Annotated in this window: 16 protein-coding genes; 11 read left to right on the forward strand and 5 right to left on the reverse strand. The window is 68.4% G+C overall.

Going from position 1 to position 17,871, the window contains the following annotated elements:
- Positions 1 to 24 precede the first annotated feature (24 nt).
- From HWX07_RS17850 to iscX, 7 genes are all read left to right on the forward strand, one after another.
- A complete protein-coding gene (locus HWX07_RS17850; RefSeq protein ID WP_011549460.1) occupies positions 25 to 1,248 on the forward strand; it encodes an IscS subfamily cysteine desulfurase in 1,224 nt (407 codons plus the stop codon).
- A gap of 67 nt (positions 1,249 to 1,315) precedes the next feature.
- Positions 1,316 to 1,723 (forward strand): Fe-S cluster assembly scaffold IscU, encoded by a 408-nt coding sequence (iscU, locus tag HWX07_RS17855; RefSeq protein ID WP_006478389.1) that lies wholly within the window; start codon positions 1,316 to 1,318, stop codon positions 1,721 to 1,723.
- Between the two features lie 64 nt (positions 1,724 to 1,787).
- Positions 1,788 to 2,111 (forward strand): iron-sulfur cluster assembly protein IscA, encoded by a 324-nt coding sequence (iscA, locus tag HWX07_RS17860; RefSeq protein ID WP_011549461.1) that lies wholly within the window; start codon positions 1,788 to 1,790, stop codon positions 2,109 to 2,111.
- Positions 2,112 to 2,207: 96 nt separating this feature from the next.
- Entirely contained in the window at positions 2,208 to 2,735 is a 528-nt protein-coding gene (hscB, locus tag HWX07_RS17865; protein WP_006491598.1) for a Fe-S protein assembly co-chaperone HscB, read from the forward strand.
- 54 nt (positions 2,736 to 2,789) lie between these two features.
- Complete coding sequence (gene hscA, locus HWX07_RS17870; RefSeq protein WP_175877169.1) at positions 2,790 to 4,658, forward strand: Fe-S protein assembly chaperone HscA; 1,869 nt, start codon at positions 2,790 to 2,792, stop codon at positions 4,656 to 4,658.
- A gap of 87 nt (positions 4,659 to 4,745) precedes the next feature.
- Complete coding sequence (gene fdx, locus HWX07_RS17875) at positions 4,746 to 5,087, forward strand: ISC system 2Fe-2S type ferredoxin (protein ID WP_006478392.1); 342 nt, start codon at positions 4,746 to 4,748, stop codon at positions 5,085 to 5,087.
- 19 nt (positions 5,088 to 5,106) lie between these two features.
- A complete protein-coding gene (gene iscX, locus HWX07_RS17880; RefSeq protein ID WP_006478393.1) occupies positions 5,107 to 5,316 on the forward strand; it encodes a Fe-S cluster assembly protein IscX in 210 nt (69 codons plus the stop codon).
- Positions 5,317 to 5,466: 150 nt separating this feature from the next.
- Here the strand turns inward: iscX and HWX07_RS17885 are convergent, their stop codons facing one another.
- From HWX07_RS17885 to HWX07_RS17905, 5 genes are all read right to left on the reverse strand, one after another.
- Positions 5,467 to 6,195 carry a glycine zipper 2TM domain-containing protein gene (locus HWX07_RS17885; RefSeq protein WP_175877170.1) on the reverse strand — a complete coding sequence of 243 codons (729 nt, stop codon included), beginning with the start codon at positions 6,193 to 6,195 and terminating at the stop codon, positions 5,467 to 5,469.
- Between the two features lie 347 nt (positions 6,196 to 6,542).
- On the reverse strand, positions 6,543 to 8,069 hold the full coding sequence (gene lysS, locus HWX07_RS17890) for a lysine--tRNA ligase (protein ID WP_175877171.1): 1,527 nt from the start codon (positions 8,067 to 8,069) through the stop codon (positions 6,543 to 6,545).
- A 73-nt stretch (positions 8,070 to 8,142) separates the two neighbouring features.
- A protein-coding gene (gene prfB / locus HWX07_RS17895; protein WP_102961735.1) for a peptide chain release factor 2 occupies positions 8,143 to 9,247 on the reverse strand; the annotation gives its coding sequence in 2 pieces (ribosomal slippage) (positions 8,143 to 9,165 and positions 9,167 to 9,247; 1,104 coding nt in all).
- Between the two features lie 153 nt (positions 9,248 to 9,400).
- Positions 9,401 to 11,098 carry a single-stranded-DNA-specific exonuclease RecJ gene (recJ, locus tag HWX07_RS17900; protein ID WP_124623881.1) on the reverse strand — a complete coding sequence of 566 codons (1,698 nt, stop codon included), beginning with the start codon at positions 11,096 to 11,098 and terminating at the stop codon, positions 9,401 to 9,403.
- Positions 11,099 to 11,112: 14 nt separating this feature from the next.
- The gene (locus HWX07_RS17905) at positions 11,113 to 12,189 is read right to left on the reverse strand and encodes a regulator (protein ID WP_175877172.1); all 1,077 of its coding nucleotides are present in this window, start codon (positions 12,187 to 12,189) and stop codon (positions 11,113 to 11,115) included.
- Positions 12,190 to 12,339: 150 nt separating this feature from the next.
- On the opposite strand from HWX07_RS17905, the gene HWX07_RS17910 reads away from it, so the two are divergent.
- The 4 genes from HWX07_RS17910 to HWX07_RS17925 all read left to right on the forward strand — a co-directional run bounded on the left by HWX07_RS17910 (position 12,340) and on the right by HWX07_RS17925 (position 17,756).
- Positions 12,340 to 13,593, forward strand: coding sequence for a lipoprotein-releasing ABC transporter permease subunit (locus HWX07_RS17910; RefSeq protein WP_175877173.1), 1,254 nt, complete (start codon positions 12,340 to 12,342; stop codon positions 13,591 to 13,593).
- Positions 13,586 to 14,347 carry a lipoprotein-releasing ABC transporter ATP-binding protein LolD gene (gene lolD, locus HWX07_RS17915; protein WP_175877174.1) on the forward strand — a complete coding sequence of 254 codons (762 nt, stop codon included), beginning with the start codon at positions 13,586 to 13,588 and terminating at the stop codon, positions 14,345 to 14,347. The genes HWX07_RS17910 and lolD overlap by 8 nt, the downstream gene beginning before the upstream one ends.
- A 65-nt stretch (positions 14,348 to 14,412) precedes the next feature.
- Complete coding sequence (locus HWX07_RS17920; protein WP_175877175.1) at positions 14,413 to 15,201, forward strand: TatD family hydrolase; 789 nt, start codon at positions 14,413 to 14,415, stop codon at positions 15,199 to 15,201.
- A 56-nt stretch (positions 15,202 to 15,257) separates the two neighbouring features.
- Entirely contained in the window at positions 15,258 to 17,756 is a 2,499-nt protein-coding gene (locus HWX07_RS17925) for a DNA internalization-related competence protein ComEC/Rec2 (RefSeq protein WP_175877176.1), read from the forward strand.
- Positions 17,757 to 17,871 lie beyond the last annotated feature (115 nt).

Below are 17,871 nucleotides of genomic sequence, written 5' to 3' on the forward strand. Positions count from 1 at the left end.
TGCACAGAATACCCGGAGCGACAGATGACCCAAGAGACTCTCCACCTGCCCATCTACATGGATTACAGCGCGACGACGCCCGTCGATCCGCGCGTGGTCGACAAGATGGTGCCGTACCTGCGCGAGCAATTCGGCAACCCGGCGTCGCGCAGCCACGCCTACGGCTGGGACGCGGAGCGTGCAGTCGAGGAAGCGCGCGAGCAGGTGGCGGCGCTGGTGAACGCCGATCCGCGCGAGATCATCTGGACGTCCGGCGCCACGGAGTCGGACAACCTCGCGATCAAGGGCGCCGCGAATTTCTACAAGGGCAAGGGCAAGCACATCATCACGGTGAAGACCGAGCACAAGGCCGTGCTCGACACGTGCCGCGAGCTCGAGCGCGACGGCTTCGAAGTCACCTACCTCGACGTGAAGGATGACGGCCTGATCGACCTCGACGTGTTCAAGGCCGCGCTGCGCCCGGACACGATCCTCGTCTCGGTGATGCACGTGAACAACGAGATCGGCGTGATCCAGGACATCGAGACTATCGGCGAGATCTGCCGCGAGAAGGGCATCGTGTTCCACGTCGATGCCGCGCAGTCGACCGGCAAGGTCGCGATCGATCTCGCGAAGCTGAAGGTCGACCTGATGTCGTTCTCGGCACACAAGACCTACGGCCCGAAGGGCATCGGCGCACTGTACGTGCGCCGCAAGCCGCGCGTGCGCATCGAAGCGCAGATGCACGGCGGCGGTCACGAGCGCGGCATGCGTTCGGGCACGCTGCCGACGCACCAGATCGTCGGCATGGGCGAGGCGTTCCGCATCGCGCGCGAGGAAATGGCGACCGAGAACGAGCGCATCCGCATGCTGCGCGACAAGCTGCTGCGCGGCCTGTCGCAGATCGAGGAAACCTACGTGAACGGCGACATGGATCACCGTGTCCCGCACAACCTGAACATCAGCTTCAACTTCGTCGAAGGCGAGTCGCTGATCATGGCGATCAAGGACGTCGCGGTGTCGTCGGGCTCCGCGTGTACGTCGGCGTCGCTGGAGCCGTCGTACGTGCTGCGTGCGCTCGGCCGCAACGACGAACTCGCGCACAGCTCGATCCGCTTCACGGTCGGCCGCTTCACGACGGAGCAGGAAGTCGACTTCGTGATCAACCTGTTGAATAGCAAGATCGCGAAGCTGCGCGAACTGTCGCCGCTCTGGGAAATGCACCAGGAAGGCATCGATCTGTCGACGATCGAATGGGCCGCGCACTGATACCGCATTGAATGCAACCGCGGGCGGATTGACGCACGCAGACGTAACGAGTCAAGGAGTCTGAGTCATGTCTTACAGCAACAAGGTTCTGGATCACTACGAAAACCCGCGCAACGTCGGTTCGTTCGCGAAGGACGACGACACGGTCGGCACGGGCATGGTCGGCGCGCCGGCATGCGGCGACGTGATGAAGCTGCAGATCCGCGTCGGCGCGGACGGCGTGATCGAAGACGCGAAGTTCAAGACCTACGGTTGCGGTTCGGCGATCGCATCGAGCTCGCTCGTCACCGAATGGGTGAAGGGCAAAACGCTCGACGAGGCACTGTCGATCAAGAACACGCAGATCGCCGAGGAACTCGCGCTGCCGCCGGTGAAGATTCACTGTTCGATCCTCGCGGAAGACGCGATCAAGGCAGCCGTGGCCGACTACAAGAAGCGCCACGACACCAAGGAAAGCGATCAGGCAGCAGCCTGAGCGGCATCGAGCGGCTAGGGAAGGAAACGCGGCGCGCCCGATGAGGCGCCGCGGCAAGGACATCATGGCAATTACACTGACCGAAAAAGCAGCACAGCACGTTCAGAAATACCTCGTCCGTCGCGGCAAGGGTGTGGGCCTGCGGCTTGGCGTTCGTACGACCGGCTGCTCGGGGCTCGCGTACAAGCTCGAGTATGTCGACGATCTGGCTCCCGAGGATCAGGTGTTCGAGAGCCATGGCGTGAAGGTCGTCGTCGATCCGAAGAGCCTCGCCTATATCGACGGCACCGAGCTCGACTTTGCCCGCGAAGGCCTGAACGAAGGGTTCAAGTTCAACAACCCGAACGTGAAGGACGAGTGCGGGTGCGGGGAATCGTTCCGCGTGTGACGCGGCTCCCTCCGCGCGATGCGGGCAAGAGGCGGCACGGGCCGCCTTTTTAATGTGCGGCGTTTGCCGCACGACGAACCGGAATTGAACGCGACGATGGTTTCGCTGAAAGACAGCCATTTCGACCTGTTTCACCTGCCGGCGCAATTCGCGCTCGACGAGACGGCGCTCGACGCCGCCTACCGGACGGTGCAGACGCAGGTGCATCCGGACCGCTTCGCGGCGGCCGGCGACGCGCAAAAGCGTATCGCGATGCAATGGGCCACCCGCGCGAACGAGGCGTACCGCACGCTGCGCGATCCGCTGAAGCGCGCGTCTTATCTGCTGTCGCTGCGCGGTGTCGACATCGGCGCGGAAAACAACACGGCGATGGAGCCTGCGTTCCTGATGCAGCAGATGGAGTGGCGCGAGGGCATCGAGGATGCCGCGGCCGCCCGCAACGTCGACGCGCTCGATGCGCTGCTCGCCGAGCTGCGCGACGAGAAGCGCGTGCGCGTCGAGCGCCTCGGCACGCTGCTCGACAGCGGTGCCGACCAGGCCGCCGCGGAAGCCGTGCGTCAGCTGATGTTCATCGAACGGGTCGCGTCGGAAGTGGGCGCGCAGATCGAGCGCCTCGAAACTTAACCGCGTGCCTTGCGGCACGCGCAGCAAACGGGCCCAGCGCCCGAACGAACCAAGATGGCTTTACTGCAAATTTCCGAACCGGGCATGGCGCCGGCGCCGCACCAGCGGCGACTCGCCGTCGGGATCGATCTCGGCACGACGAACTCGCTGGTTGCCGCCGTGCGCAACAGCGTGCCTGAGGTCCTGCCGGACGAAGCGGGCCGCGTGCTGCTGCCGTCGGTGGTCCGTTACCTCGAGAAGGGCGGCCGCCGCATCGGCCACGAAGCAAAGGAGCAGGCCGCGACCGATCCGCGCAACACGATCGTGTCGGTCAAGCGCTTCATGGGCCGCGGCAAGGCCGAGGTCGAAGGTGCGGCGAACGCGCCGTACGAATTCGTCGATGCGCCGGGCATGGTGCAGATCCGTACGATCGACGGCGTGAAGAGCCCGGTCGAAGTGTCGGCCGAGATTCTCGCGACGCTGCGTTATCGCGCGGAAGATTCGCTCGGCGACGATCTGGTCGGCGCGGTGATCACGGTGCCCGCGTACTTCGACGACGCGCAGCGCCAGGCGACCAAGGATGCCGCGCGTCTCGCGGGCCTCAACGTGTTGCGCCTGCTGAACGAACCGACCGCCGCGGCGATTGCCTACGGGCTCGACAACGCGGCCGAAGGCCTTTACGCGGTGTACGACCTCGGCGGCGGCACGTTCGACCTGTCGATCCTGAAGCTGACCAAGGGCGTGTTCGAGGTGCTGGCTGCGGGCGGCGATTCCGCGCTCGGCGGCGACGATTTCGACCACGCGCTGTTCGGTCACGTGCTCGCGCAGGCCGGTATCGACGCGAAGACGCTCGCGCCCGAGGACGTGCGCCTGCTGCTCGATCGGGTGCGCGTGCTGAAGGAAGCGCTGTCGTCGGCGCCCGAAGCGGCGCTCGACGTGACGCTGTCGAGCGGCGCGCACCTCGTGCAGACGATTTCGCACGATACCTTCGCGTCGCTCGTCGAGCCGCTCGTGCAGCGCACGCTCACGCCGACCCGCAAGGCGCTGCGCGATGCGCAGGTCACGCCGGCCGACATCAAGGGCGTCGTGCTCGTCGGCGGCGCGACGCGCATGCCGGTGATCCGCGACGCGGTCGCGAAGTATTTCGGCCAGCCGCCGCTCGTGAACCTCGATCCGGATCAGGTCGTCGCGCTCGGCGCGGCGATCCAGGCCGATCTGCTCGCGGGCAATCGCGGCACCGGCGACGACTGGCTGCTGCTCGACGTGATTCCGCTGTCGCTCGGTGTCGAGACGATGGGTGGCCTCGTCGAGAAGATCATTCCGCGCAATTCGACGATTCCGATCGCGCGTGCGCAGGAATTCACGACCTTCAAGGACGGCCAGACCGCGATGGCGATCCACGTCGTGCAGGGTGAGCGCGAGCTCGTCGCCGACTGCCGGTCGCTCGCGCGCTTCGAACTGCGCGGCATTCCGCCGATGACGGCGGGCGCGGCGCGCATTCGCGTGACCTATCAGGTCGACGCGGACGGCCTGCTGTCGGTGTTCGCACGCGAGCAGCTGTCGGGCGTCGAGGCATCGGTCGTCGTGAAGCCGTCGTACGGCCTCGCCGACGACGACATCGCAAAGATGCTGGAAGACAGCTTCAAGACCGCCGAAGTCGACATGCGGGCCCGCGCGCTGCGCGAAGCGCAGGTCGAGGCCGAACGGATGCTCGAGGCGACGCAGGCCGCGCTGGCGGCCGATGGCGAACTGCTCGAGGCCGACGAGCGTGCGCAGGTCGATACGCTGGCCGCGGCGTTGCGCGCGGTCGCGCAGGGCGACGATACGAATGCGATCGAAGCGGCGACCAAGGCGCTGGCCGACGGGACCGACGAATTCGCGGCGCGCCGGATGGACAAGAGCATCAAGCGCGCGCTATCGGGCCGCCGGCTCGACGAGATCTGAACCCACGAACCGCGCATCGGTCGGCAACGGCCCGCGCGATGATGAACGTGCGGCGCGTGGCGCCGCACCCTGACTGACGGAACGAACATGCCTCAACTGGTGGTGCTGCCTCACGTCGAACTGTGCCCGGATGGCGCGGTGATCGATGCGACGCCCGGCAAGAGTATCTGCGACAACCTGCTCGATCACGGCATCGAGATCGAACATGCATGCGAGAAGTCGTGCGCATGCACGACGTGCCACGTGGTGATCCGCGAAGGCTTCAACGATCTGACGCCGTCCGAGGAGGACGAGGACGATCTGCTGGACAAGGCGTGGGGCCTCGAGCCGACGTCGCGCCTGTCGTGCCAGGCGATCGTGAAGGAAGATTCGGACCTGGTGGTCGAGATCCCGAAGTACTCGATCAACCACGCGAAGGAAAATCACTGACAGTAACCGGAGGCAGGCGATGAAATGGACCGATTCGCGTGAAATAGCCATTGCGCTGGCGGACAAGCACCCGGACATCGACCCGCAGCGGATCAACTTCGTCGACCTGCGCCAGTGGGTGCTCGAGCTCGACGGCTTCGACGACGATCCGACGCATTCCGGCGAGAAGATCCTCGAGGCGATCCAGGCACACTGGATCGACGAATCGGATTTCGACGACGAGGACTGATCGACCCGACCGGCCACGGCGTGCGCTGCTAGGGGGCACGCCGCGTCAATGAAAAACGGCTCGTGAGCGTTTGCTCGCGAGCCGTTTTCGTTTTGGGCGAGCCCGCGCACGACAGGCGGGCAGGCGACGCCGGCGATGACACGATCAGCTTCAGGCGCCGACCAGCGTGCCGTTCTCGATCCGCACGCGCTGACCCTGGCCGAACGGCGGCGGGTTGTGGTACGTGAACGTGCGCGTCGCGCCGCTTTCCATCTGCACTTGCACCTGATAATCGGTTTCCGCGCGGACCTGCTTCTCGACCTGGTTGCCGGCGAGACCGCCGCCCAGCGCGCCGATGATCGTCATCGCGGTGCGGCCGTTGCCGTTGCCGAACTGGTTGCCGAGCAGGCCACCGGCCGCTGCGCCGCCCACGGCGCCGATCCCCGAGCTCTGGCCCGGCGTGCGCGTCTGCGTGATCGCGACGATCGTACCGCAGCTCTGGCAGTAGGCTTGCGCCGGCGCCGACGGCTGCTGCGCGTATTGCGGCGGCTGCGGCGCGGTCGTGTGACGGCGATGCGGCGCGGCCGGGCGCGGCGCGGGCTTCGGCTCGGCCTGCGCGACGGCGGCCTTCTGCTGCGCGGCGGCCTGTTCCGCGGCCTGCCGCTGCGCTTGCGCGGCCAGCGCGGCGCTGGCGGCCGCGGCCGTATCGACGGCCGGCTGCGACGCGATCAGCGCGGCTTGGGTCTGGCCGTTCTGTTCGTTGCTGCTGGTGGCTTTCGGGAAGACGCCCGTGATCGCGGCCGTCGCCGCGAGGCTGGCGACGATGACGGCGCCCGCTGCGGTGGCGATCAGCGGGTGGAGGCGTTGCTTTTGCGGCGTGGTCTGAGTCTGGTTGTCCATTTTTTTCTCCAAGGTCGATCCGCATCGGCGCGCTGCGCCGGAGCAGGATCCCACGCTCGGGAGCGAGCAGACTCGGCGTTCCGGCGCCTCGTTCTGGTCCCGTGGTCATGCGTGGTGACGCAACAGGAGTGTCGTCCACGGCCCAGCGGCGCGCCGTATCAAGGTGTAACGAATTGCAGCGCGGGATCAACGCTTGCTTCCGGGAAAACCCGGAGAAGGGCGTCGCGACAAGGGAATAAAACAGGGGAGGATCGAAGGCCGGCAGACGCCGGCTGGCGGGATTTACGCGTCGTTACAAAGCCGACGCGTGCGCGCCACGGGGCGCGGCGCACACGCGGTCGCGGCCGTCAGTCTTCGCGGCGCAGATGCGGGAACAGCAGCACGTCGCGGATCGTCGGGCTGTCGGTCAGCAGCATCACGAGACGGTCGATGCCGATCCCGCAGCCGCCGGTCGGGGGCATCCCGTATTCGAGCGCGCGGATGTAGTCGGCGTCGAAGAACATCGCTTCCTCGTCGCCCGCATCCTTCTGCTCGACCTGCTTCTTGAAGCGCGCGGCCTGGTCTTCCGGATCGTTCAGTTCCGAGAAGCCGTTCGCGATCTCGCGGCCGGTCATGAACAGCTCGAAACGCTCGGTGATGCCCGGCACCGTATCCGATGCGCGTGCGAGCGGCGACACCTCGACCGGGTAGTCGATGATGAACGTCGGCTCCCACAGCTGCGCTTCGGCCGTTTCCTCGAACAGTGCGAGCTGAAGGGCGCCGATGCCGGCGTTCAGGAACGCCGGCTGCGACACGTCGACACCGAAGCGCTTCAGTTCGGTGCGCAGGAACGCGTCGTCCGACAGTTGGCCGTCGGTGTAGTCCGGTGCGTACTTCTGGATCGCCTGCGTGATCGTCAGGCGATGGAACGGCTTCGCGAGGTCGAGCTCACGGCCCTGATACTGGATCGTCGCGGTGCCGAGCGCATCGATCGCCGCCTGGCGGATCAGTTGCTCGGTGAAGTCCATCAGCCAGCGGTAATCGGTGTACGCGGCGTAGAACTCCATCATCGTGAATTCCGGATTGTGACGCGGCGACACGCCTTCATTCCGGAAATTGCGGTTGATCTCGAACACGCGCTCGAAGCCGCCGACGATCAGGCGCTTCAGGTACAGCTCCGGCGCGATGCGCAGGAACATCTGCATGTCGAGCGCATTGTGATGCGTGACGAACGGCTTCGCGGCCGCGCCGCCCGGGATCGGGTGCAGCATCGGCGTCTCGACTTCCATGAAGTCGGCGTTGTCCATGAACTTGCGGATCGACGCGATCGTCTTCGTGCGGGCGCGGAAGGTGTCGCGCGTTTCCGGCGTGACGATCAGGTCGACGTAGCGCTGGCGGTAGCGCATTTCCTGGTCGGACAGCCCGTGGAACTTGTCCGGCAGCGGGCGCAGCGCCTTCGACAGCAGGCGCAGCTCCTTGCACTGGACCGACAGCTCGCCCTTGTTGGTGCGGAACAGCACGCCGCGCGCGGCGACGATGTCGCCGAGGTCCCACTTCTTGAACGCGTCGTAGGTGTCGGCGCCGACGTCGTTCGGCGTCACGAAGAACTGGATCTGGCCCGAGCCGTCCTGCACCGTCGCGAAGCTCGCCTTGCCCATCACGCGCTTGAGCATCATGCGGCCGGCCACCGACACCTCGACCGGGTTCGCTTCGAGCGCGGCCTTGTCCGAATCGGCGAATTTGGCCTGCAGGTCGGCTGCGTGGTGCTCGGGGCGGAAATCGTTCGGGTAGGCGATGCCTTGCTCGCGCAACGCGCGCAGCTTCTCGCGGCGCTCGGCGATGATCTGGTTTTCGTCCGCCGTGACGGCGGGCTGCGTTTGGGTCGGTTCGGTCATGATGGTCGGAATTCGGAGTGGGGTGCGGCAACGCAAACGGAAAAGGCGGCGCGGGCCGGCCGCGCCGCGGCGCTTACACGCCCTGTTTGAGGCTCGCGCTGATGAAGTCGTCGAGGTCGCCGTCGAGCACCGCCCGCGTGTTGCTCATTTCGACGTTCGTGCGCAGGTCCTTCACGCGGCTCTGGTCGAGCACGTACGAGCGGATCTGGTGGCCCCAGCCCACATCGGTCTTGCTCGATTCGAGCTTGTCCTGCTCGGCCTGGCGCTTGCGCATTTCGACTTCGTACAGGCGCGACTTCAGCATCGCCATCGCTTCGGCGCGGTTGCGGTGCTGCGAGCGGTCGTTCTGGCACTGCACGACGATGCCCGTCGGCATGTGCGTGATCCGCACCGCGGAGTCGGTCTTGTTGATGTGCTGGCCGCCCGCGCCGGACGCGCGGTACGTGTCGATGCGCAGGTCGGCCGGGTTGATCTCGACTTCGATCGAGTCGTCGATTTCCGGATAGACGAACACCGACGAGAACGACGTATGGCGGCCGCCCGACGAGTCGAACGGCGACTTGCGCACGAGGCGGTGGATGCCCGTTTCGGTGCGCAGGAAGCCGTACGCGTATTCGCCCGTGACCTTGACCGTCGCGTTCTTGATGCCGGCGACGTCGCCGTCGGACTCTTCGAGCACTTCGGCCTTGAAGCCCTTGCGCTCGCAGTAGCGCAGGTACTGGCGCAGCAGCATCGACGCCCAGTCGCAGGCCTCGGTGCCGCCGGCGCCGGCCTGGATGTCGATGAAGCAGTTGTTCGGATCGGCCGGGTTCGAGAACATCCGGCGGAATTCGATGTCGCCGACGCGCGCTTCGAGCTTCGCGGCGTCGTCTTCCGATGCGAGAAGGGTGTCTTCGTCGCCTTCCTCGCGCGCCAGCTCGAACAGGTCGAGCGCATCGCGCAGGTCGCTATCGAGCGCGGTGAGCGTCGTGACGACGCCTTCGAGCAGCTTCTTCTCGCGGCCGAGTGCCTGGGCGTTCTTCGAATCGTTCCAGACGTTCGGGTCTTCGAGTTCCTTGTTGACTTCGGTCAGACGCGCAGCTTTGGCGTCGTAGTCAAAGATACCCCCGAAGCTCGCCCGCGCGATTGCGCAGGTCGAGCAGGGAGCTTTCGATCGCGTTGAGACGTTCCGCTTCCATGATCGTTCGCTGTTCCGGCTTCGTAAAAAAGCGGAATTATAGCCGATCGGCCGGGTTGCCCGGTGACGCAAACGGTGCCCGCGCGCGTGTCGACGGCCGCGTCCGGCGCGGTGCGCACGTGCGGCGGCGGGCGTCGCGGGGCGGCTGGCCCGCTCAGCCGGCCGCGTGTTCGACGATCAACTGGACACGCGTGACGCCGTTCCACGTATCGGCGACGAGCCGGTACGCGACCAGCGCGCTCGCCGGCAGCGGCTCGGTGTGGTTGAACCAGATCGCGTTGAAGCGCTGGCGGCCGCGCGCAAGCTGCAGCTTCAGGTGCTTTTCCTTCACGAGCGACTGCGACACGACGTCGAATTCGCCCGAGAAAAGCGGGGCCGGAAACCCTTGCCCCCAGACAGCTTCGTCGAGCAGGCCGACGAACTGCGGCGTGAAGTACGCGTCCTCGAGTTCGCCGTCGGTCTCGATCACGCGGGCCAGCGCGTCGTCAGAGAGCCACTCGCGCGCGACGGCCTCGAACGCGGCCGCGAAGCGCGGCACGTTCTCGGTGTCGAGCGTGAGGCCGGCCGCCATCGCGTGGCCGCCGAACGCGACGATCAGGTCCGGCTCGCGTTTCGACACGAGGTCGAGCGCGTCGCGCAGGTGGAAGCCGGCGATCGACCGGCCCGAACCCTTGACCCGCCGGCCTTCGTCGTCGGCGTGCGCGAACGTGAACGACGGGCGGTGGAATTTTTCCTTGAGCCGGCCGGCGACGATCCCGATCACACCCTGGTGCCACGCGGGATTGAACAGCGTGATCGTGCACGCGTCGGCCGGATCGACGTCGGCGAGATCGGCGAGCGCCTGCTGCTGCATGCCGGCCTCGATCTCGCGACGCTCGCGGTTCATCACGTCGAGCTGCTGCGCGAGATCCCACGCGCGGCCGATGTCGTCGGTGATCAGGCATTCGATGCCCAGCGACATGTCGGACAGCCGCCCGGCCGCGTTCAGGCGCGGACCGAGGCCGAAGCCGAGGTCGAAGCCCGATGCGGTGCGCGCTTCGCGCGCGGCGGCGCGGAACAGCGCGGCGACGCCCGGCTGCATGCGGCCGTTGCGGATGCGCTGCAGCCCCTGCGCGACGAGCACGCGGTTGTTGCCGTCGAGCCGCACGACGTCGGCGACGGTGCCGAGCGCGACGAGGTCGAGCAGGCCGTCCAGGCGCGGCTCGGCTTCCTTGCTCGCGAACGCGCCGCGGCGGCGCAGCTCGGCGCGCAGCGCGAGCAGCACGTAGAACATCACGCCGACGCCGGCGAGGTGCTTGCTCGGGAACGCGCAGCCGGGCTGGTTCGGGTTGACGATCGCGCGCGCGGCGGGCAGCGCGTCGCCGGGCAGGTGGTGGTCGGTCACGAGCACGTCGATGCCGCGCGCGTTCGCGGCTTCGACGCCGGCGACGCTCGCGATCCCGTTGTCGACGGTGATCAGCAGGTCGGGCTTGCGCGCGGCCGCGAGCTCGACGATCTCGGGCGTGAGGCCGTAGCCGTATTCGAAGCGGTTCGGCACCAGGTAGTCGATCTGCGCGCCGAACATCCGCAGGCCGCGCACCGCGACCGCGCAGGCGGTCGCGCCGTCGCAGTCGTAGTCGGCGACGACCAGCAGGCGCCGCTTGTCGGCGATCGCGTCGGCGAGCAGCACCGCCGCATCGGCGCAGCCTTTCAGCTCGGTGGGCGGAACGAGGCGCGCGAGCGCGGTCTCGATGTCGACGGGGGACTGCACGCCGCGCGACGCGTACAGGCGCGCGAGGACGGGGTGCAGACCGTGGCGCGCAAGCGCTTCGGCGTCGGCGGGCGCGACGGGGCGGGTAACGATCCGGGTCATTCGGGGTCTGCTGGTTATTCGAACAGGGAGGCAAGCGCGCGGCGGCGCCAGAACTTGCGCAGATCGCCGCGCGTCGCGTGCAGCGTCACGGAGCTCGTGTCGCCGCACAGCGTGACATCGACGCTCGCCAGCTCGCCGTTCTGCAGCGCGGCGAGCGCCGGCGCGAACCAGTCGCGCTCGAGCGCGGCGAGCCCGTCGTACCAGCGCGCCCAGTCCTGCTCGATGAACGGGGTGGTCAGCGCAGGCAGATCGACGAGCGTCGCGCCGTCGGCGGCAGGCAGCGCGCCGAAGGCCGCGGGCGGGCTGCCGGCTTCGGTTTGCGCGGCGCGCGCGAGGCCGAGCGCGGCGGGGGACGCGGACAGCACGCGCGCGAACGGCTTGCCGACCGGCTTCAGCGAGCCCTGCGCATGGAACCAGATCGAATTGACGGCAGGCAGCCCCCGCGCCTCGCGGGCTTCGTTGACCGGATGCTGGAACCACGCCATCTGCACTTCGTTCTGCAGTTTCATCCACATCCGCGAGCGCTCGCCCGTATGCGCCTCGTGCGGTAGCCAGATCTCGATGTTGCGGCCGCTGGCGCGCAGCGGCGCGGCGCCGGCGAGGCGCGCGAGCTGGTCGCTCGACAGATACCAGCGCGCCGGGTTCGGTGCTTCGAGCCGTACGCCCAGCTCCTCGATCAGCGGCCGCGCGACCGCGAGCAGCGCCGCCGCGTCGCCGTCGTCGAGCGCGAGGGCGGCCGGATCGACGAGCACCAGGTGATCGTGCGCGATTTCGACGTGCACGGGCTCGACGCACGCCCACGCGTGCGTGCCGGGGTCGCCGCCGTCGGCCAGCAGCATGTAGGGCGCGAGCGGCGCCTCGTCCGCGGCATTGCCTTGCGTGGCGCCGAACCGGCTTGCCAGCCAGCGCTCGTGCGGCAGCGTGCGCTGGAAGTCCTCGCCGGCCACGCGCTCGACGAGGCTTGCGCGGGCGAGCAACTTCTGGAGCGCGGGGCTGTCCAGTGTGTGCAGGGACGAGGCCGCATCGGCCGCCGACGGCAGCGCGAACGGAACGAGAAAATGGAGGCGTCGGTCGTGCATGATGGTGCGCATTGTATGGCAAACTGCGCGCGTGATCGGGGCCGGCTGACGGCCCGTTCGCGTCCGGCGGCCGTTTTTCCACCGTGCCCGGGCTGCCGGCCGCCACCCGGCGGCGGTCCGGCCGCGGCGCGCCTCTCGCCGTAACCAGCAGAAAGGATTCGCTTGAAACTTCCGTACGAATGGCAGATCGGCTGGCGCTACACGCGCGCCGGCAAACGCACGACCGGCAACGGCTTCATTTCCTTCATCGCGCTCGTCTCGATGCTCGGGATCGCGCTCGGCGTCGCGGCGCTGATCGTCGTGCTGTCGGTGATGAACGGCTTCCAGAAGGAAGTGCGCGACCGCATGCTCTCGGTGCTCGCGCACGTCGAGGTGTTCTCGCCGACGGGCTCGATGCCCGACTGGCAACTGACCGCGCAGGAAGCGCGCCGCAATCCGTCGGTGATCGGCGCCGCGCCGTACGTCGACGCGCAGGCGCTGCTCACGCGCCAGGACGCCGTGAGCGGCGTGATGCTGCGCGGCGTCGAGCCGGCGCTCGAGCCGCAGGTGTCCGACATCGGCAAGGACATGAAGGCCGGCCAGCTCGGCGCGCTCGTGCCGGGCCAGTTCGGCATCGTGCTCGGCGACGCGCTCGCCGGCAACCTCGGCGTGACGGTCGGCGACAAGGTCACGCTCGTCGCGCCCGAAGGCTCGATCACGCCGGCCGGGATGATGCCGCGGCTGAAGCAGTTCACGGTGGTCGGGGTGTTCGAATCGGGCCACTACGAATACGACAGCACGCTCGCGATGATCAACATCCGCGACGCCGAGGCGCTGTTCCGGATGAGCGCGCCGACCGGCGTGCGGCTGCGGCTCACCGACATGCAGAAGGCGCCGCAGGTCGCCGTCGAGCTGTCGCATACGCTGTCGGGCAGCCTGTACATCCGCGACTGGACCCAGCAGAACAAGACGTGGTTCTCGGCCGTGCAGATCGAGAAGCGGATGATGTTCATCATCCTCACGCTGATCATCGCGGTGGCCGCGTTCAACCTCGTGTCGTCGCTCGTGATGACGGTGACCAACAAGCAGGCGGACATCGCGATCCTGCGCACGCTCGGCGCGCAGCCGGGGTCGATCATGAAGATCTTCGTCGTGCAGGGCGTGACGATCGGCTTCGTCGGCACGGCGTCCGGCGTCGCGCTCGGCTGCCTGATCGCGTGGAGCATCCCGTGGCTGATCCCGATGATCGAGCACCTGTTCGGCGTGCAGTTCCTGCCGCCGTCGGTGTACTTCATCAGCGAGCTGCCGTCCGAGCTCGTCGCGAGCGACGTGATCCGGATCGGCCTGATCGCGTTCGCGCTGTCGGCCGTCGCGACGCTCTATCCGAGCTGGCGCGGCGCGAAGGTGAAGCCGGCGGAGGCGCTCCGCTATGAATGACCGCGCGGCCGCATTCGCGGATTCACGACAACAACACAACAGACAGGATTCGGCAGGTATGCAGGAATACGTGCTTCAGGCGCGCGGGATCACGAAGGCGTTCGTGCAGGGCGGCTTCAACGTGCAGGTGCTCAACAACACCGAGCTGACGGTGCGGCGCGGCGAGAAGCTCGCGGTCGTGGGCGCGTCGGGCTCCGGCAAGAGCACGCTGCTGCACGTGCTGGGCGGGCTCGACGAGCCGAGCGCCGGCGAAGTGTCGCTGCTCGGCAAGCCGTTTACGCAACTTGCCGAGCGCGAGCGCAACGAACTGCGCAACCGCGCGCTTGGCTTCGTCTACCAGTTCCACCACCTGCTGCCCGAGTTCACCGCGCTCGACAACGTCGCGATGCCGCTGCGCATCCGCCGGATGACGACCGAGGACGCGCGCGAGCAGGCACAGACGATGCTCGAACGTGTCGGTCTCGGCCCGCGTGCGAAGCACCGGCCGGGCGAGCTGTCGGGCGGCGAGCGGCAGCGCGTCGCGATCGCGCGCGCGCTGGTCACGAAGCCCGCGTGCGTGCTCGCCGACGAGCCGACCGGCAACCTCGACGGCACGACGGCCGACACGGTATTCAACCTGATGCTCGAACTGTCGGAGACGCTCGAAACGAGTTTCGTGATCGTCACGCACGATCCCGATCTCGCCGCGCGCTGCGACCGCATCATGCGGCTGCGCGACGGCGTGCTGCACGAGGAGCCGGCGCTGCCGGTGTAAAGAAGCCATGCCGTTGGCCGGCCGCCGGTTCGTCCGGCACGGCGCAACGACGCAGGACCGCTGCCATGTGGATCGACACGCACTGCCATCTCGATGCCGCCGAGTTCGACGCCGACCGTGACGCGGTCGCGCAGGCCGCGCGCGCGGCCTGCGTGTCGAGCATCGTGATCCCGAGCATCGGGCGCGACAACTTCACGACGGTGCGCGAACTCGCGCAGCGTACGCCGGGCGCGGCATACGCGCTCGGCATCCATCCGATGTATACGCCGCAGGCGCGCGACGAGGATCTCGACCGGCTGCGCATGGAGGTCGAGGCAAGTCTCGACGATCCGCGTTTCGTCGCGGTCGGCGAGATCGGGCTCGACTATTTCGTGCCGGGGCTCGACGAAGACCGGCAGCAATTCTTCTACCAGGGCCAGCTCCGGCTCGCGCGGGAATTCGACCTGCCGGTGCTGTGTCACGTGCGCAAGTCGCAGGACCGCGTGCTGGCCGGGCTGCGCCGTTTCGGCGTGCGGCGCGGCATCGCGCATGCGTTCAACGGCAGTTTCCAGCAAGCCGAAGCCTATCTGGCGCAGGGGCTGCATCTCGGCTTCGGCGGCAACGTGACCTTCACGCGTGCGCGGCAGATCCGCCGGCTCGCCACCGCGTTGCCGCTCGATGCGCTCGTCGTCGAGACCGACGCGCCCGACATCGCGCCCGAATGGGCATACAAATCCCGCAATACGCCCGACCAGGTGCCGCGCATCGGCGCCGTGCTCGCCGAATTGCGCGGGCTCGATACTGGCGAATTGGCCGTACGCACTTCGGCTAACGCGCTCGCCGCGCTGCCTCGACTCGCCCTTTCGTCCGCATAATCGTTGCCGGAAGGCGCCGTATTGGCAGGGTGGCGCCGGGTCGACGAGGAGGCGGAATGCGCGTGGGGTGGATCGCGTTCGCGCTCGGCGTCGTCGTGCTGCAGCGGCAGGCGGCGTTGCCGGGGGCGATCGCATGGACGGTCGGAGCAGCCGTGCTCGCGGGCTGTGCGGCGCTCGGTGTGGGGTGCGTGCGTCGACCGCGCACGCGTGCGGTCGTTGCATGCGGATGGATGCTGTGGGCGCTCGCGGCCAGCGTCGCGGGGTTCGGCTATGCGGCCGCGCGAGCCGAATGGCGCTTGAGCGACAGCCTGCCGGCGGAATGGGAAGGGCGCGACATCGTCGTCACGGGCGTGATCCGCGGGTTGCCCGTCGTCGATGAAACGGGCGCGCGGCTGCTGTTCGCGGTCGAATCGAACGATGCGGGGCTCACCTGTTTTCCGCCATTGATCCGGCTGTCGTGGCGCGCGTATGGCGCAGCCGCGACCCGCGATGCGCTTCCCGATTTGCGGGCGGCTCAACGCTGGCGTTTCGTCGTGCGTCTCAAGCGTCCGCATGCCGAGGCCAATCCCGGCGTGCGCGACAACGAAGCGGCGTGGCTCGCCGCGGGCATTCGTGCGATCGGCTATGTCAGTGCGCCGCGTCGGGCGATATTGCTGGATGCGCGCGCATCGGGATGGCGTGCATCGATCGATCGGGTGCGCGACACGCTGCGCGCACGCATCGGCGACGTGCTCGGTGCCGATGCGGCGCACCGCGGCATCGTCGCCGCGCTGGCGATCGGCGACCAGTCGGGCATCGGCGACGACGACTGGCGTGTCCTGCGCAATACGGGCACGAGCCATCTGGTCGCGATTTCCGGTCTCCATGTCGGGCTGGTCGGGGCGATCGCCGGCTGGCTCGTGTCGATGCTCTGGCGCCGTGTGCGCTGGCGCGCGCGGGCCGCGACGCTCGTGGTGCCGGCGCCGTACGCGGCCGCGCTTGCGGCGCTGGTTGCCGCCGCGGGCTATGCCGCGCTCGCCGGCTTCAACGTGCCGGCGCAGCGCGCGTGGTGGATGATCGCGGGCGGCGGCGTCGCGTATCTGGCGGGCCGCAGCGTGCCGACGTCCGCGGTGCTGTGCGCGGCGCTCGGCGGCGTGCTGCTCGCCGATTCGTGGGCCGTGCTGTCGGCCGGGTTCTGGCTGTCGTTCGGCGCGGTCGCCGTGATCCTGCTGGCCGTTGCCGGCTGGCGCCCGGTGCGCGAGGTCGATCGGAGCGACGAGATCGACGAAACGGGCGCGGAAAGCGGTACGGCCCGCTTGCGGAGGGGGTTGCGCGGGTGGGCGACGCGCTGCCGGCGCCGCATCGCCGAGGCGACGCGCGTGCAGTACGCGGTGACGATCGGGCTCGCGCCGCTCACCGCCGCGTGGTTCGCGCAGGTTTCCCTGTCGGGCCCGTTCGGCAATGCGTTCGCGATTCCGTGGGTCAGCTCGGTCGTCACGCCGGTCGTGCTGGCCGGCATCGCGTTGCCGCCGCCGCTCGACGCGGCGGCCTTCCGGCTTGCGCATGCGGCGCTCGCGCCGATGATGACGCTGCTCGGGCACCTGGCCGACTGGCCGGCCGGCGTGTTCTGGCTGCGCATGCCCGAGTGGCCGGTGCTGGCGCTCGCATGCGTGGGCGTCGCGTGGGCGCTGATGCCGCGTGGCTGGCCGTTGCGCTGGGCGGCGCCGCTCACGTGGTTGCCGCTGGTCGCGCCGGCGCCTGATGCGCCGCCGCCCGGCGGCTTCCGGATGACCGTGCTCGACGTCGGGCAGGGCGCGGCGGTGCTGGTCGAAACCGCGCGGCGGACCTTGCTGTTCGATGCGGGGCCGGGTGCGGAATCGTCCCACGCCGGTGCGCGGATCGTCGCGCCGGCGTTGCGGGCGCGCGGCATCGCGACGATCGATTCACTCGTGCTCAGTCATGCGGATGCCGATCACGCGGGCGGCGCACCGGCCGTCTATGCGGCCGCCGACGTGCGCCAGTTGCTGGCCGGCATTGCGCCGAAGAGCCGGCTGTGGCGCGACGCGGCAGCCGCGGGCGTCGCCGACCGGCTGCCGTGCGCGGCCGGGCAGCGCTGGACCTGGGACGGCGTCGCCTTCACGATGCTGTGGCCGCCGGGCGGGGTGGGCACGGGGTCGTCGAACGGGCAGTCGTGCGTGCTGCGCATCGATGCGGATGGCACGTCCGCGCTGTTGACGGGCGACATCGATGCGCGCGGCGAACGGCGGCTCGTGAACGATGCGCGCGACGCACTGGCCGCGCAGATCCTGATCGTTCCGCACCACGGCAGCCGCACGTCGTCGGTCGAGCCTTTCCTCGATTCGGTCAGGCCGCGCGTCGCGGTATTTCCTGTAGGCTATCGCAATCGTTTCGGGCATCCGCACCGGACCGTGCTGGCCCGCTACGAGGCGCGCGGGATTCCGCTGCCGCGCACCGATCGCGACGGCGCCGTGCGATTCGACGTCGCGCCGGCCGGCGGCGGGTTCGCCTTCGCGCGCTATCGCGACGAGCGGCGCCGGTACTGGATGGACCGGTGAGCGCGGCGAAGGCCGGCGTATCGGGATGGAAAGCTCGGGGCGGCGTGCCGTGCGCAGGCACGGTTCCGACAGAATACGAAGCATGGGACTGGCGTGAGAGCCAAAGCGCCAACGC

It is taken from the genome of Burkholderia sp. BCC0097 (assembly GCF_902832985.1).
GTDB lineage: Bacteria > Pseudomonadota > Gammaproteobacteria > Burkholderiales > Burkholderiaceae > Burkholderia > Burkholderia orbicola.

Coding starts and splice junctions, on each gene's coding strand:
- HWX07_RS17850 (WP_011549460.1), top strand. CDS start 25: ATGACCCAAGAGACTCTCCACCTGCCCATCTACATGGATTACAGCGCG.
- iscU (WP_006478389.1), top strand. CDS start 1,316: ATGTCTTACAGCAACAAGGTTCTGGATCACTACGAAAACCCGCGCAAC.
- iscA (WP_011549461.1), top strand. CDS start 1,788: ATGGCAATTACACTGACCGAAAAAGCAGCACAGCACGTTCAGAAATAC.
- hscB (WP_006491598.1), top strand. CDS start 2,208: ATGGTTTCGCTGAAAGACAGCCATTTCGACCTGTTTCACCTGCCGGCG.
- hscA (WP_175877169.1), top strand. CDS start 2,790: ATGGCTTTACTGCAAATTTCCGAACCGGGCATGGCGCCGGCGCCGCAC.
- fdx (WP_006478392.1), top strand. CDS start 4,746: ATGCCTCAACTGGTGGTGCTGCCTCACGTCGAACTGTGCCCGGATGGC.
- iscX (WP_006478393.1), top strand. CDS start 5,107: ATGAAATGGACCGATTCGCGTGAAATAGCCATTGCGCTGGCGGACAAG.
- HWX07_RS17885 (WP_175877170.1), bottom strand. CDS start 6,195: ATGGACAACCAGACTCAGACCACGCCGCAAAAGCAACGCCTCCACCCG.
- lysS (WP_175877171.1), bottom strand. CDS start 8,069: ATGACCGAACCGACCCAAACGCAGCCCGCCGTCACGGCGGACGAAAAC.
- recJ (WP_124623881.1), bottom strand. CDS start 11,098: ATGACCCGGATCGTTACCCGCCCCGTCGCGCCCGCCGACGCCGAAGCG.
- HWX07_RS17905 (WP_175877172.1), bottom strand. CDS start 12,189: ATGCGCACCATCATGCACGACCGACGCCTCCATTTTCTCGTTCCGTTC.
- lolD (WP_175877174.1), top strand. CDS start 13,586: ATGAATGACCGCGCGGCCGCATTCGCGGATTCACGACAACAACACAAC.
- HWX07_RS17920 (WP_175877175.1), top strand. CDS start 14,413: ATGTGGATCGACACGCACTGCCATCTCGATGCCGCCGAGTTCGACGCC.
- HWX07_RS17925 (WP_175877176.1), top strand. CDS start 15,258: ATGCGCGTGGGGTGGATCGCGTTCGCGCTCGGCGTCGTCGTGCTGCAG.